Raw genomic sequence first — 13,526 nt, forward strand, 5'->3', positions numbered from 1 at the left:
GAACTGATATGAAAATTGTGATCGCCCCCGATTCATTCAAGGAGAGCCTGAGCGCCATGGCGGTGGCCGATGCCATCGAGGCCGGATTCAAGCAGGTGCTGCCGGATGCCACCTACGTCAAGCTGCCCATGGCCGATGGCGGCGAGGGGACGGTGCAGTCTCTGGTGGATGCCACCGGTGGTCGCATCCTGCCGGTCGAGGTGACCGCCCCCCTCGGCAACAGGGTGCAGGGCTTCGTGGGCCTGCTGGGGGATGGCAAGCGCGCCGTCATCGAGATGGCGGCGGCCTCCGGCCTGCATCTGGTGGCGCCCGAGCTGCGCAATCCGCGGCTCACCTCGAGCGTCGGCACCGGCGAGCTGATCCTGGCCGCGCTGGAGATGGGGGTGAACCACCTCATCCTCGGCATCGGCGGCAGCGCCACCAATGACGGCGGCGCCGGCATGATCCAGGCCCTCGGCGGCAAGCTCCTGAAGGCGGATGGCAGCCCCATCGCATTGGGCGGCGCTGGTCTGGCCGAGCTTTCCACCATTGACCTGAGCGGGCTGGACTCCCGTCTGGCCGGGCTCACCATCGAGGTGGCCTGCGACGTGGACAATCCGCTGTGCGGCCCGAAAGGGGCGTCCGCCGTGTTCGGTCCACAGAAGGGGGCAACTCCCGAGATGGTGGCCGAGCTGGATGCCAATCTGGCCCGTTACGCGGACTGCATCGAGCAGGCGCTTGGCAAGCAGGTGAAGGAGATCCCGGGAACGGGGGCCGCAGGCGGCATGGGGGCAGCCCTGGTGGGGCTGCTCGGGGCCGAGCTCAAACCCGGCATCCGGATCGTCATCGAGGCGCTGAACCTGGCCGAGGCGGTGGCCGATGCGGATCTGGTCATCACCGGCGAGGGCCGCATCGACAGCCAGACCATCCATGGCAAGACGCCCATCGGGGTGGCTCGCTGCGCCAAGCAGTTCGGCAAGCCGGTGATCGGCATCGCCGGATGCCTCACCGATGACTGCGGCGTGGTGCATGAGCATGGGCTCGATGCGGTGTTCGCCGTGGTCAATCGGGCCATGTCCCTGCCGGAGGCGCTGGCCACCGCCACCACCAACCTGCAGCTCACGGCCCGCAACGTGGCGGCTCTCTACCTGCTGCGCAAATGACCCTCTCTCCTGGCCGATGCGGTGCATCGGCCTGACCCTGCCCCGTGCAGCAGAGTGAGCGGCCCGACGTGGCACCTCTGACGCACTTGCCGATCCTTGGGTCGGCTTTTTTATTATCCTGCTGTCTTTCATATGGTTTTTGTATTCTGACAAGGGGCTTTGCGGCATAGTGATCTCCCGACAGTGAGGGAGCCACGAAAAACAAGGCCCGCCTGAGGGAGGGCTTCCCATTCCGGGGGGCAATATGCGAGGAGCGAGCCATGATCCTGCTGACCCTTGGGGTGGTGTTGTTCACCCTGACTCATCTTTACCCCTGTTTCGCGGCACAGCACCGCGCCCGTCTGCGGGAGCGGCTGGGGGAGAACCGCTACAAGGGGCTCTTCTCGCTGCTGGTGTTCGTCGCCATCGGCGGCATCCTCGCAGGCTGGCGCAGTGCCAGCCCCATGCCCCTCTATTTTCTGCCTGTCTGGGGGCCCACCCTGGTCATGGGGGTCATGCCGATCGCCCTTGTCCTGCTGTGTGCGGGGCAGGGGGCGAACCATTTCCGCCGTTGGCTGGTGCATCCCCAGCTGCTCGGGGTGCTGCTCTGGTCGGGGGCCCATCTGGCGGTGAACAGCGAGGCGCGTTCTCTGGTGCTGTTTGGCGGGCTCGGTCTCTGGGCTCTCATCAGCATCGTCTGGATTTCGATGCGGGAGTGGGGTCGTCACCCCCGTGCCGCCGCCACCTGGCAGGGGACGGGGATCAGTCTGGGGGCGGGGCTGGCGCTCACGGCTCTGCTTATCTTCTGGGGACACGGCTGGCTGACCGGGATCCCCCTGCACTGATCCCTGAACCAGATTCCGGGGTCTTGCGTATGATGGACAAAACAATGGGAGTCACGTCGATGAAATGGTTCACCCTGCTGCTGATGCTCGGCTCGGGGGCGGTCTCCGCCGCCTGCCCCGATTACTTCAACGTGGAGATGCGGGAGCTCAACAGCACCCAGCGCCACAACCTCTGCCAGTTGACCGAGGGCAAGGTGGTGCTGGTGGTCAACACCGCCTCCTACTGCGGTTACAGCGGTCAGTTCCGGGATCTGGAAGCCCTCTATCAGGGCTACAAGGAGAAGGGACTGATGGTGCTGGGCTTCCCCTCCAACGATTTCTGGCAGGAGGCGGGCAACGAGAACAAAACCGCCGAGGTGTGCCGCCGGGACTACGGGGTGACCTTCCCCATGTTCAACCGGGTGGCGGTGCGGGGTTCGGATGCGGTGCCGCTGTTCAAGGGGCTGGCCGCGGCTGCCGACGGTGATGCGCCCAACTGGAACTTCCACAAGTACCTGGTCGGGCGGGACGGCAAGCTGATTGCGAGCTATGGTGCCAACCAGAATCCGTCGGATGATCCTCTCAAACAGCAGATCATCGATGCCCTGGGACACTGACCCTACCCCATGGCGGGCCACTCTGGAATAATGCGGCCCCGCCATCCACTCCGGTGACACCGTGCTGCAACGTCTTCCCCAAATGGTGATCTTCGATGCCCTGGTTCGTGAACAGGGCATCTCGGCGGCTGCGCGCCGCCTCGGGGTCTCCAAATCCCACATCAGCAAGCAGCTCGCCCTGCTGGAAACCGCGCTCGGCGCCCAGCTGGTACAGCGCACTACCCGCCGTTTCGGGCTCACCGAACTGGGTCAGGAGTATGCCCGCCACTGCCGCGCTCTGGTGGCGGTGGCGCTGGAGGCGGAGTCCATGGTAGCGGAGCGCCGTGGCAAGGTGAGCGGCGTGCTCCATCTGGGGGTGGGTCAATCCTTCGGGCGGTTGCACGTGATCCCGCGCCTCAAGGCGTTTCAGGCACGTTATCCGGATCTGGAGCTGGAGGTGTCCCTGTTCGATCACCGCACCAATCTGGTGGATGAGGGGCTGGATCTCTGGATCACCACCTACGAGGACAAACCCGAGTCCCTGGTAGGGCAGCGACTGGCAGACATCGGTTTCGTGCTGGTGGCCTCGCCGGATTATCTGCTGAGTCACGGCACGCCACTGCACCCCAGGGATCTGGCCCATCACAATTGCATCACCTACCAGAGCCGGGAGCGGCGCTACCACGAGTGGTCATTTCGCCAGGGCAAGGAGCGCCAGACGGTGCAGGTGGCGGGCAACTATCGGGTGGATCTGGCTGAAGCGGTGCGGGACGCCGCCCTGGCCGGGCTCGGCATCGCCTACGTGGCCAACTACCTGCTGGACAAGGAGCTGCAATCTGGTCAGCTCATCCCTCTGCTGCCCCAGTGGCAACCGAACCAGAAGATGGCGGTGCACGCCGTCTATGCCAGGCGAGAGCATCTGGATCCCAAGATCCGCCTCTTCATCGACTTCCTCAAGGAGAGCTTCGGACCCGGGCCCTACTGGGCGCAGCGACTCGCACCCTGGCTCGGGGGGAAATTGTCCTGCACCGAGGAATAATCGTTTCCATACAAGAACACTGGCGTGAGTGCGGTTTCAAAGTTGTGTCAAATCAGTCAGTTGGCGCAACCGATATCGTGCAAACGTTTTTGCTAACAGGGTTGTAACCCGGCGGGGTTGCGGCGGTGAGGGGAGGGGAGCAGAATCCGCGCCCATCTTCAGCCTCACTGGATGGAATCCCCATGATTGCCCTGCTTGGTATCCTGAGCATCCTGGCCCTGGCCGCACTCTGCTCTGATAATCGTCGTCGTATCCCGTTGCGAACAGTGGGCTTTGCCCTCTGCCTGCAAGTGCTCTTCGCCGCCCTGGTGCTCTGGCTGCCCGCCGGTCAGCAGGTATTGAACGGTGTCAGCGAGAGCGTCAGCAGCGTCATCGGCTACGGCCAGGAGGGGATTGCCTTCCTGTTCGGGGATCTGGCCAAGTTCAAGCTGGGCTTCATCTTCGCCTTCAACGTGCTGCCGGTGATCATCTTCTTCTCCGCGCTGATCGCCATCCTCTATCACATCGGCCTGATGCCCAAAGTGATCGCCCTGCTCGGCGGCGGCCTGCAGAAATTGCTGGGCACCGGCCGCGCCGAGAGCCTCTCTGCCACCGCCAACATCTTTGTCGGCATGGTGGAAGCGCCGCTGGTGGTCAAACCCTATCTCTCCAGGATGTCCGATTCCCAGTTCTTTGCGGTGATGAGCTGCGGACTGGCCTCGGTAGCTGGCGGCACCCTGGTGGGCTACGCCAGCATCGGGGTCGAGCTGAAATACCTGATTGCGGCGGCCTTCATGTCCGCCCCTGCCGGGCTTGCCATGGCCAAGATCCTGGTGCCGCCCGCCGCGCAAGAGGAAGATCACCACGAAGACGTGGAGATCCCCCGCGCCACCAACGTCATTGAAGCGGCCGCCGATGGCGCCATGGCGGGTCTCAACATCGCCGTCGCCGTGGGGGCGACCCTGCTGGCCTTCGTCGGCGTGATCGCCCTGCTCAACGGCCTGCTTGGCTGGGCCGGCGACCTGGTGGGGCTGGAGCTGAGCTTCCAGATCATCCTGGGCTGGCTGTTTGCCCCCGTCTCCTGGCTCATCGGCGTCCCCTGGGATCAGGCCCAGGCGGCCGGTGCCCTGATCGGCACCAAGATCGTCATCAACGAGTTCGTCGCCTTCATCGCCCTGGTGCAGGATCAGACGTTGAACGAGTCGAGCAAGGCCATCGTCACCTTCGCCCTGTGCGGTTTCGCCAATATCTCTTCCATGGCGATCCTCATCGGCGGCCTGGGGGCCATGGTGCCGGAGCGCAAGTCCTTCATCGCCCGCTACGGCATGCGCGCCATCCTGGCGGGGGTGCTGGCAAACCTGATGAGCGCCTCCCTGGCAGGCTTGTTCCTCGCCCTCTGATAGACCCTGGAAGTCAGCACCTTCCGGTCATTGCCCGCTTCGGCGGGCTTTTTTGCACCCGGTTGCAGGCAAAAAAAAAGCGCCTCTGGGGAGGCGCGGGGAAAAGACAGATTGGAAGCGTCACATGGGTGCCACCTGAATGAGGGATGAGCCGTCCCATCCAAGTGTGAAGCCATGATGCATGATACTCTCTGAAGCGCTTCTGAGGCGATTCTTCATACTGTGTTCATTTTCAAAATGCTGCTGCAATGTGATTTTTAAATGATTGATGCTGAAATAAAATAAATAATCAGTGATTTATTTTGTCGTGCGGCTCAAAGGAAAGATGAATCGGGGCGGTGGGCATGCTCCTGCCATGGGGCGGATCCGGCGGCAGATTATCCCGGTGCAGGCTCAACACATCACGCAACCATACTGCCAGATGGCAAGCAACCAGCATGTGATGGAGATGCTGTCCGTCATGGGCAGTGCAACGCCGCCTGCGGTCTGCTGTTGGGCCCAGCAACTCGTATGTGATGAAGATGCCGCTCGTCAGAGGATCCGCGCGAGTGGCCTGCGGTCTGTGGTGCCTGCACCCGCAACCCGCATTTGACAGGAGGCGCACGCTTTCATGGGGTCAGCGCGAAGTGGTCTGCGGTCTCCTGCTCCAGTGCCAGCAACCAGCGCTTGATGGGGATGCCTCCCCCGTAGCCGGTCAGTTCACCGCTGCGCCCTATTACCCTGTGGCAGGGCACTATGATGCTGAGGGGATTGCGGCCGTTGGCGGCGCCTACTGCCCGCACGGCCCTGGGGTTGCCGATGGCCTCTGCAATGTGGAGGTAGCTGACGGTCTCGCCGTAGGGAATGTCGCACAACGCCTGCCACACGGCCTGCTGGAATGGTGTGCCCGTGGCGGCCAGGGGGAGATCGAAGCGCCGCAGGCGGCCGGCAAAGTAGGCGGCAAACTGCTCGACAAAGGGGGCCAGGGCGACATCATCCCGCTGCCACTCCGGTTGCGGCAGGACGGGGCGCTCCCCTTGCATGAATTCCACGTGGCGCAGCCCGGCCCCATCGATGGCGATGAGCAGGGGCCCCTTGGCACATTCACAAAAGCTGTACTGCATTCTCTTGTCCTCGGGGTTGTGGCAGGTCACTCCAGCACGGGCTTGCCGCGGGTGGATTTGATCTCTCCCTTGCGTTTCTTGGCATCGACCCGCTTGCGCTGGGAGCTGCGGGTCGGCTTGGTGGCGTGGCGGGCCTTGGGGCGCCACGCGGCTTTTTTCAGCAGCTCGGTCAGGCGGCTCATGGCCTCCTTGCGATTCATGTCCTGGCTGCGATGGGTCTCGACCCTGATCTGGATGAAGCCGTCGTGAACCCGGCTGTCGCTGAGCCGCTCCAGTCCCTCCTTGTAGAGCGGCGGCAGGCTGGGGGAGTCGCGATAATCGAAGCGCAGCCAGACGGCGGAGTCGGTCTTGTTGACGTGCTGGCCGCCATTGCCCTGGGCCCGCATGGTCTGGAATTGCAGTTCATGCCAGGGGATGATCACGCTGTTGGAGATGACTAACATGGGGTGATGCTCTCATTTGGTGCATCAAGGGAGTCTGGTGCAGCTTGGTGCCTCATTATGGGGCGAGATGCGCTTCCTTGGTGATCCTGAGCCTTTCTGGCTCAGAGTGTCATGTCTATCTATATGAAAATAAACGATAAAAATACTTGGCACAAGAATTGATGACCCATTCGTGACATACCATGGATTGGGAGCAACCAGATGAAGCTGATTACTGCGATTATCAAACCTTTCAAGTTGGACGACGTGCGCGAGGCCATCGCCAACCTGGGGGTGGAAGGCCTGACCGTCTCCGAAGTGAAGGGTTTTGGTCGCCAGAAGGGGCACACCGAATTATACCGGGGGGCCGAGTACCAGGTCGACTTTCTGCCGAAGGTGAAGCTGGAGATCGCCACCGCAGACGAGAACGTCGAAGGGGTGATCGAGGCCATCTGCAAGGCTGCCTATACCGGCAAAATCGGTGACGGCAAGATTTTCGTCTATGACCTGCTGCAAGCGGTGCGTATTCGTACTGGTGAGAGCGACGACGAGGCGCTCTGAGTACGCTCCTTTGCCCGGCCGGGTCGGGCAAAGGTCCGGGCAGGTTCTGCCGACAGTGTGAATGGGTGGTCGTCGAAAGACCGGATGGGATTCCATCCGGTCTTTTTGTTTGGCCGCTGATTAAATAGATCGTTCCAACCCAGCAAACCGCCTTGATCCTCTCCTCCCGATTCATGCAGAATGCAAACGAAAATGGTTATCACTCTTTACGCAGACAAGGAACGGATGATGAAAATGAAGATGTTGGCACTGGCTTTCTCCACGCTTGTCGCCCAGTCGGCGTTCGCCGCCCAGGAGGTAAACGTCTATTCGAACCGTCAGGATGAGCTGATCAAGCCCATCATCCAGCAGTTCGAGAAGGAGACCGGGATCAAGGTCAATGTGGTGTTTGCCAAAGAGGGGCTGAACGAGCGTCTGGAACGGGAAGGCAAGCTCTCTCCGGCCGATCTGATGCTGACCGTGGACATCAGCCGTCTGACCGAGCTGGTGGACAAGGACCTGGTGCAGCCGGTGGACAGCAAGACGCTGCAGGAGAACATCCCCTCCATCTATCGCGATCCGGACAACCGCTGGTTCGCCCTGACCACCCGGGTGCGTGCCATCTACTCCAGCAAGGAGCGTCTTGGCAAGCTCGACACCATCCGCTACGAAGATCTGGTCAAGCCTGAATTCAAAGGAAAAATTTGTACCCGTAGTGGCAAGCACGAGTACAATGTGGCGCTGGTTTCGTCCATGATTGCCCATCACGGCATGGCGGATACCAAGACCTGGCTGGAAGGGGTCAAGGCCAACCTGGCGCGCAAGCCCCAGGGCAACGACCGTGATCAGGTCAAGGCGATCAAGGACGGCATCTGTGATGTCTCCCTGGGCAACAGCTACTACCTGGGTGCCATGTTGAAGGACCCGGCGCAGAAGTCCTGGGCCGACGCGGTGGAAATCAACTTCCCGAACCAGGGTGATCGCGGTGCCCACGTCAACGTGAGCGGCGTGGCCATGACCAAGTATGCCAAGAACAAGGAAGCAGCACAGAAGCTGATGGAGTTCCTCTCCGGGGATACCGCCCAGCACATGTATGCTGATGTGAATGCCGAGTACCCGGTCAAGGCGGGGGTCGAGCCTTCTGCCATGGTCAAGTCCTGGGGCACGTTCAAGTCTGACCCCATGCCGGTCAGCGATTATGCCAAGCACCGCAAGGACGCCTTGCAACTGCTGGATGAAGTGAAATTCGACTTGTAATCAGATGGGGCCAACGGCCCCATCAACTTCTGTGGACTCATGAAACATTTTGGATGGATTGCCGGCAGCTGGGCCACCGCCCTGCTGCTGGGTTTGCCGGTACTCGCCCTGGTCTTCTCCGCCTTCTCGGCTGATGGGGAACTGTTTGCCCACCTCGCCGATACCGTACTGCCCGACTATCTGCGAAACACGTCCGGTCTGGTGCTGGGGGTGGTCTGCCTCAGCCTGCTGTTCGGAGTGCCCACCGCCTGGCTGGTGGCCATGTGCGAGGTGCCGGGGCGCCGCGCCCTGCAATGGGCGCTGATGCTGCCCATGGCGATGCCCTCCTATATCGTTGCCTACGTCTATACCGACCTGCTCGACTACTCGGGCCCGCTGCAGGCGGGGCTGCGTGCCCTGTTTGGCTGGCAGGGACCGGCCGACTACTGGTTCCCGGCCATTCGCTCCCTCGGGGGCGCCGCCTGGGTGCTGGCGCTGGTGCTCTTCCCCTATGTCTATCTGCTGGCACGGGCCTCCTTCCTGGAGCAGTCGGTCAGCCTCATTCACTCCAGCCGTCTGCTCGGCTGCACCCCCTGGCAGAGCTTTCGCCGCCTGAGCCTCCCCCTGGCCCGCCCGGCCATCATGGTGGGGGCATCTCTGGTCGCGATGGAAACTCTGGCGGACTTTGCCACCGTCCACTTCTTTGCCATCAACACCCTGACCACCGCCATCTACGACACCTGGCTCGGCTACGGCAGCCTGGCGACCGCCGCCAAGCTCTCCTGTCTGATGCTGCTGGCGGTGGTGCTGCTCATCGCGCTGGAACGCCGCTCCCGCCAGCGCCAGCAGGTGTTCCAGAAGTCCATGGGCTTCGAGCAGCCCCTGCGTTACCCCCTCGGGGGCCTGAGGGGCGTGCTGGCCGGGCTCTGGTGCTGGGGCCTGGTGCTGGCGGGGTTCGCCCTGCCGTTCGTCATCCTGCTCGATTATGGGGTGCGTTACTTCGCGCTGTCGTGGACGCCCGAATTCGTGCGCTTTGCGGGCAACAGCCTCGCCATCTCGGCCCTGACCGCCCTGCTGGCCATGGCCATTGCCCTGCTGCTCGGCTTCTTCCGTCGCCTCGATGGGGGGACTCGCAGCCTGCTGCCCCTGCGCCTCGCCGCCATGGGCTATGCCATGCCGGGGACCGTGCTGGCCATCGGCGTGCTGGTGCCGCTCACGGCCCTGGATTTTGGCATCAACGATCTGGCCGAGTGGCTCGGGATGCCGGGCCCCGGTCTGCTCCTGACCGGCACCCTCACCGCCATCGTGTTCGGCTATCTGGTGCGCTTCGTGGCCATCGCCATCGGGTCGGTGGAGAGCAGCATGAGCAAGATCTCCCCCAGCCTCGACATGGCGGCCCGCTCTCTGGGGCAGGGGGCGGGCGGCATGCTGCGTCGCATTCACCTGCCGCTGGTACGGCGCGGCCTCTTTGCCGGCGCCATGCTGGTGTTCATCGAATCCATGAAGGAGCTGCCCGCCGCCCTGCTGCTGCGGCCGTTCAACTTCGAAACCCTGGCGACCCACGTCTATCAGTTCGTCTCGGACGAGATGCTGGAGCGGGGGGCGCTCGGTGCCATCGTCATCGTGCTGGTGGGGCTGGTTCCCCTGCTGTGGATCAACCGTACCCTGGATGGTCCAGGCCATTGAGCGGCCCCGTCCGGCATCACTACGCGAGAGGAAAAGAACCTTGTCCTGCCTGAATATCGAGAAGGTCAGCTGTCACTACAATGGCCGCCCCGTGCTGGAGCAGCTCTCCCTGCAGGTGGCCGACAACGAGATCGTCTGTCTGCTGGGGGCCAGCGGCTGTGGCAAGACCACGCTGCTCAAGGCGGTGGCCGGTCTGCTGCCCCTGGCCCAGGGGGAGATCCGGCTGGGAGAGACCCTGCTCGATGCCCCCGGAGTGAGTGTGCCGCCGGAGGCCCGCCATATCGGCATGATCTTCCAGGATTACGCTCTCTTTCCTCACCTGACGGTGGCCGAGAACGTCGGCTTCGGCCTGACCGGGCAGGATCGCGGCAGCCGCCAGCAGCAGGTGGAAGAGGCGCTGGCGCTGGTCAACCTGCAGGGGTTGGGGGAGCGCTATCCCCATCAGCTCTCCGGCGGCCAGCAGCAGCGGGTGGCCATCGCCCGCGCCCTGGTGTGCAAGCCGCGCCTGATGCTGCTGGACGAGCCCTTCTCCAACATCGACACCCAGGTGCGGATGAAACTGATCCTCGAGATCCGCGCCCTGCTCAAACAGCAAGGCATTGGTGCCATCTTCGTCAGCCACAGCAAGGAAGAGGCCTTCGCCTTCGCCGACCGGCTGGCTCTGTTTCGCGCCGGTCGCATCGAACAGGTGGGGGAGCCGGAGCAGCTCTATCGCCGCCCCGGGAACCGCTTCGTGGCGGAGTTTCTCGGCGGGGTCAACTATCTGGCGGCCGAGGTGGTGGACAGCCACTGCGTGCAGACCCTCCTTGGAACCATCTGCGGTCAGGAGCCCCATGGCCGCGCGGTGGGGGAGCGGTTGCAGCTCATGCTCAGACCCCAGCAGTTGGCGCTGACGGCGGCGGATGACGGTGAGATCCGGGTGCGTGAGCAACAGTTCCTGGGCCATCACTGCCGGGTACTGGTGGAGTGTGGCGGCCAGCAACTGGAAGCCAGCATCGGTGAGCCCCTGGAAGGGGAGCGCGCGCGGGTGACCGTGGCTCCTCATGCCCTGGTGTTGTTTGACCCCTTGCCATGAGTGCGTGGTATTGTCGTGAAATCAATGAACTGGAAGCGCGCTGGTTTATAATCGCGCCACGCCCATAGCCAACGCACTTGGAGAGAGACATGAAAGCCCAAGCCGGGATCTGCGCAGAGCCGAATCTGCACGCCCTCTATCTGATGTTCAATCGCACCGGTGACGCCGCTGCCCTGACCTCCCGCCTGGCCAGCCTGCCAGCACTCTGGGAGGCGGTGAGCGCCGACTTCCCCGATGCGGCCTTCAGCGGTCTGGTCGCCGTCGGGGCCGACGCCTGGGATGATCTCTATCCTGCCGCTCGGCCGCCCCAGTTCCGCGGTTTCATGGCGCAATCCGCCAACGGTCAGGAGGCCCCCAATACCCCGTTCGATCTCTTCGTACAATTGCGTGCTGATCGGGTGGACGTGCTGCATCATGCCGGTCATCGCGTCATGGCCCTGCTGGCCGGGCTTGTTGAATTGGCCGAGGAAGTCCGCGGTTTTCGCAACCAGGATTGCCGGGATCTGACCGGTTTCGTCGACGGCACCGAGAACCCGCAGGATGAGCACCGCGCCGAGGTGGCGTTGCTGGACGGCGGCGAGTTCGCCGGTGGCTCCTATATCCACGTGCAGCGCTGGGTCCACGCCATGAGCGACTGGGAGAAGCTGGCCCTGAAGGAGCAGGAAGACATCATAGGCCGCACCAAGGTCGACAACATCGAATACGAGTCCGCCGACAAGCCGCTCACTGCCCACATCAAGCGGGTCAACCTCAAGACCCCGAAGGGGGAGTCCATGGAGATCCTGCGCCAGAGCATGCCCTGGGGCACGATGAGCGAGCAGGGGCTCTACTTCATCTCCTGCTGCCGCACGCCGCTGCACTTCAACGCCATGCTGGCCAGCATGTACAAAGGGGAAGGCAGCCACTTCGACCACCTGCTGCGCTTCACCCGGGCGGTGACCGGCGCGGCCTTCTTCGCCCCTTCCGTCGATTTTCTGGTGGCCGAGGGCAAATAAGCCCGGCCTGCCGACCGCTCAAAACAAAAAATCCCGGCCAAGGCCGGGATTTTTGTGCGGATCGCCCAAGGCGACCGGATCAGGGCGTCTGCTCGAACAGCTCGAGGGCGGAGAGGTAGAGCTCCTCGATGTCGGTATCGCTGGTCGGGGTGATGAAGATGGTGTCATCACCGGCGATGGTGCCGAGGATCCCTTCGGCCTTGCCGAGGGAGTCAAGCAGGCGGGCGATCAGCTGGGCTGCACCCGGGCTGGTGTGGATCACCACCAGAGCGCCGTTGTGGTCGACATCCAGCACCAGGTTCTTTAGGGGGCTGGAGGTGGTGGGTACGCCCAGTTCCACCGGCAGACAGTAGACCATCTCCATCTTGGCATTGCGGGTGCGAACGGCGCCGAAGCGGCTCAGCATGCGCGAGACCTTGGACTGGTTGATGTTCTCGAAGCCCATCTCTTGCAGGGCAGTCACTATCTCTGCCTGGGAGCCGAAACGCTCCTCTTTCAGCAAGGCTTTAAAGGCCTTGGCCAGTTTTTCTTGCTTGTCGTTATGTTTCATCTTGGACTCACGAATGAGGGGAGTGACCGCCTGTCACGCTCAGGCGGCAGATACGAACAGCGCTGCTATTTTGCATTCATATGCCTGTTTTGGCAAGGAAGCGGCGCTTGTTCTGCATATTGATTCAAATATAGCTTGCATCAACTTATGCTGGCGCTAGAATCAGGACGAAATTTTGAAAACTTATTCAATTGGGCTGTATGGGTATCGAATTAATCGGCATCGAAAAATCCTGGCACAAGGTGCCGGTACTGCAGCAGGTGAGCTTTCGGACTGCTCCCGGCGAGACCTTGGTATTGCTGGGCCCGAGCGGGGCAGGCAAGAGCTCTCTGCTGCGCATGATGAACTTGCTGGACACGCCGGATGCCGGTGTGTTGCGCATCGCAGACAGTGAATTTTCTTTCCCGTCCAGCCTCTCTACTGCCGAATTCAACCGTCAGGCACAGGCGCTGCGCCGCAAGGTGGGCATGGTGTTCCAGCAGTACAATCTGTGGCCGCACCTCACCGTGATGGAGAATCTGATTGAAGCGCCCGTCAAGGTGCTCGGCATGAGCCGCGACGCGGCCATCGAGAAAGGGGCCTATCTGCTGGCCCAGCTGCAACTGGCCGACAAACGGGACGCCTGGCCCGCACGGCTTTCCGGTGGCCAGCAGCAGCGGGTCGCCATTGCCCGGACCCTGATGATGGATCCCCAGGTGCTGCTGTTTGACGAACCGACGGCTGCCCTGGATCCCGAAATTACCAAAGAGGTGGCGGAGATCATCCGCACCCTGAGCCAGACCGGCATCACCCAGGTGGTGGTGACCCACGAGGTGGAGTTCGCCCGCAAGGTGGCCAGTCAGGTGATCTATCTGGAGAAGGGGCGGATCATCGAATCCGGCACCGCCGCCATCTTCCAGTCCCCGCAAACCAGCCGGTTTGCCGAATTCTTGATGCATTGATATTGAGTCGATAAGGAAG

General features: G+C 62.6%; 14 protein-coding genes. 11 read left to right on the plus strand and 3 right to left on the minus strand.

What is annotated here, in order from left to right; all coding sequences use genetic code 11:
- Positions 1-8 precede the first annotated feature (8 nt).
- From ACB037_RS11075 to ACB037_RS11095, 5 genes are all read left to right on the plus strand, one after another.
- Positions 9-1,142 (plus strand): glycerate kinase, encoded by a 1,134-nt coding sequence (locus ACB037_RS11075; RefSeq protein WP_371175337.1) that lies wholly within the window; start codon positions 9-11, stop codon positions 1,140-1,142.
- A gap of 260 nt (positions 1,143-1,402) precedes the next feature.
- On the plus strand, positions 1,403-1,966 hold the full coding sequence (locus ACB037_RS11080) for an NnrU family protein (RefSeq protein WP_371175338.1): 564 nt from the start codon (positions 1,403-1,405) through the stop codon (positions 1,964-1,966).
- 59 nt (positions 1,967-2,025) lie between these two features.
- The gene (locus ACB037_RS11085) at positions 2,026-2,562 is read left to right on the plus strand and encodes a glutathione peroxidase (protein WP_010673063.1); all 537 of its coding nucleotides are present in this window, start codon (positions 2,026-2,028) and stop codon (positions 2,560-2,562) included.
- An 82-nt stretch (positions 2,563-2,644) separates the two neighbouring features.
- The gene (locus ACB037_RS11090) at positions 2,645-3,580 is read left to right on the plus strand and encodes a LysR family transcriptional regulator (protein ID WP_069652342.1); all 936 of its coding nucleotides are present in this window, start codon (positions 2,645-2,647) and stop codon (positions 3,578-3,580) included.
- A 182-nt stretch (positions 3,581-3,762) separates the two neighbouring features.
- Positions 3,763-4,959, plus strand: coding sequence for a NupC/NupG family nucleoside CNT transporter (locus ACB037_RS11095; RefSeq protein WP_041214468.1), 1,197 nt, complete (start codon positions 3,763-3,765; stop codon positions 4,957-4,959).
- Between the two features lie 608 nt (positions 4,960-5,567).
- Here ACB037_RS11095 and ACB037_RS11100 read toward each other — a convergent pair.
- Positions 5,568-6,062, minus strand: a complete 495-nt coding sequence (locus ACB037_RS11100; protein WP_279990119.1) for a methylated-DNA--[protein]-cysteine S-methyltransferase — start codon at positions 6,060-6,062, stop codon at positions 5,568-5,570.
- 26 nt (positions 6,063-6,088) lie between these two features.
- A complete protein-coding gene (arfB, locus tag ACB037_RS11105; protein ID WP_010673067.1) occupies positions 6,089-6,505 on the minus strand; it encodes an alternative ribosome rescue aminoacyl-tRNA hydrolase ArfB in 417 nt (138 codons plus the stop codon).
- A 201-nt stretch (positions 6,506-6,706) separates the two neighbouring features.
- Here arfB and glnK point away from each other — a divergent pair, with 201 nt between their 5' ends.
- From glnK to ACB037_RS11130, 5 genes are all read left to right on the plus strand, one after another.
- On the plus strand, positions 6,707-7,045 hold the full coding sequence (gene glnK / locus ACB037_RS11110) for a P-II family nitrogen regulator (protein ID WP_005332325.1): 339 nt from the start codon (positions 6,707-6,709) through the stop codon (positions 7,043-7,045).
- A gap of 228 nt (positions 7,046-7,273) precedes the next feature.
- Positions 7,274-8,281 (plus strand): Fe(3+) ABC transporter substrate-binding protein, encoded by a 1,008-nt coding sequence (locus ACB037_RS11115; protein ID WP_042864454.1) that lies wholly within the window; start codon positions 7,274-7,276, stop codon positions 8,279-8,281.
- Between the two features lie 39 nt (positions 8,282-8,320).
- A complete protein-coding gene (locus ACB037_RS11120) occupies positions 8,321-9,946 on the plus strand; it encodes an iron ABC transporter permease (RefSeq protein WP_042014910.1) in 1,626 nt (541 codons plus the stop codon).
- 40 nt (positions 9,947-9,986) lie between these two features.
- The gene (locus ACB037_RS11125; protein WP_104451894.1) at positions 9,987-11,021 is read left to right on the plus strand and encodes an ABC transporter ATP-binding protein; all 1,035 of its coding nucleotides are present in this window, start codon (positions 9,987-9,989) and stop codon (positions 11,019-11,021) included.
- 89 nt (positions 11,022-11,110) lie between these two features.
- Positions 11,111-12,016 carry a Dyp-type peroxidase gene (locus ACB037_RS11130; RefSeq protein WP_371175339.1) on the plus strand — a complete coding sequence of 302 codons (906 nt, stop codon included), beginning with the start codon at positions 11,111-11,113 and terminating at the stop codon, positions 12,014-12,016.
- A gap of 79 nt (positions 12,017-12,095) precedes the next feature.
- Here ACB037_RS11130 and argR read toward each other — a convergent pair whose 3' ends face one another.
- Positions 12,096-12,566, minus strand: coding sequence for a transcriptional regulator ArgR (gene argR / locus ACB037_RS11135; RefSeq protein WP_005308670.1), 471 nt, complete (start codon positions 12,564-12,566; stop codon positions 12,096-12,098).
- A gap of 200 nt (positions 12,567-12,766) precedes the next feature.
- On the opposite strand from argR, the gene ACB037_RS11140 reads away from it, so the two are divergent.
- Positions 12,767-13,507, plus strand: a complete 741-nt coding sequence (locus ACB037_RS11140; RefSeq protein WP_010673072.1) for an ATP-binding cassette domain-containing protein — start codon at positions 12,767-12,769, stop codon at positions 13,505-13,507.
- Positions 13,508-13,526: the final 19 nt, after the last annotated feature.

It is taken from the genome of Aeromonas sp. S19(2024), assembly GCF_041402625.1.
Classification (GTDB): domain Bacteria; phylum Pseudomonadota; class Gammaproteobacteria; order Enterobacterales; family Aeromonadaceae; genus Aeromonas; species Aeromonas caviae.

Excerpts from the sequence above, each read along its gene's own strand:
- ACB037_RS11085 (WP_010673063.1), top strand. The coding sequence starts at position 2,026 with ATGAAATGGTTCACCCTGCTGCTGATGCTCGGCTCGGGGGCGGTCTCC.
- ACB037_RS11140 (WP_010673072.1), top strand. The coding sequence starts at position 12,767 with ATGGGTATCGAATTAATCGGCATCGAAAAATCCTGGCACAAGGTGCCG.
- ACB037_RS11115 (WP_042864454.1), top strand. The coding sequence starts at position 7,274 with ATGAAAATGAAGATGTTGGCACTGGCTTTCTCCACGCTTGTCGCCCAG.
- argR (WP_005308670.1), bottom strand. The coding sequence starts at position 12,566 with ATGAAACATAACGACAAGCAAGAAAAACTGGCCAAGGCCTTTAAAGCC.
- arfB (WP_010673067.1), bottom strand. The coding sequence starts at position 6,505 with ATGTTAGTCATCTCCAACAGCGTGATCATCCCCTGGCATGAACTGCAA.
- ACB037_RS11075 (WP_371175337.1), top strand. The coding sequence starts at position 9 with ATGAAAATTGTGATCGCCCCCGATTCATTCAAGGAGAGCCTGAGCGCC.
- ACB037_RS11095 (WP_041214468.1), top strand. The coding sequence starts at position 3,763 with ATGATTGCCCTGCTTGGTATCCTGAGCATCCTGGCCCTGGCCGCACTC.
- ACB037_RS11080 (WP_371175338.1), top strand. The coding sequence starts at position 1,403 with ATGATCCTGCTGACCCTTGGGGTGGTGTTGTTCACCCTGACTCATCTT.
- ACB037_RS11090 (WP_069652342.1), top strand. The coding sequence starts at position 2,645 with ATGGTGATCTTCGATGCCCTGGTTCGTGAACAGGGCATCTCGGCGGCT.
- ACB037_RS11100 (WP_279990119.1), bottom strand. The coding sequence starts at position 6,062 with ATGCAGTACAGCTTTTGTGAATGTGCCAAGGGGCCCCTGCTCATCGCC.
- ACB037_RS11120 (WP_042014910.1), top strand. The coding sequence starts at position 8,321 with ATGAAACATTTTGGATGGATTGCCGGCAGCTGGGCCACCGCCCTGCTG.
- ACB037_RS11130 (WP_371175339.1), top strand. The coding sequence starts at position 11,111 with ATGAAAGCCCAAGCCGGGATCTGCGCAGAGCCGAATCTGCACGCCCTC.
- glnK (WP_005332325.1), top strand. The coding sequence starts at position 6,707 with ATGAAGCTGATTACTGCGATTATCAAACCTTTCAAGTTGGACGACGTG.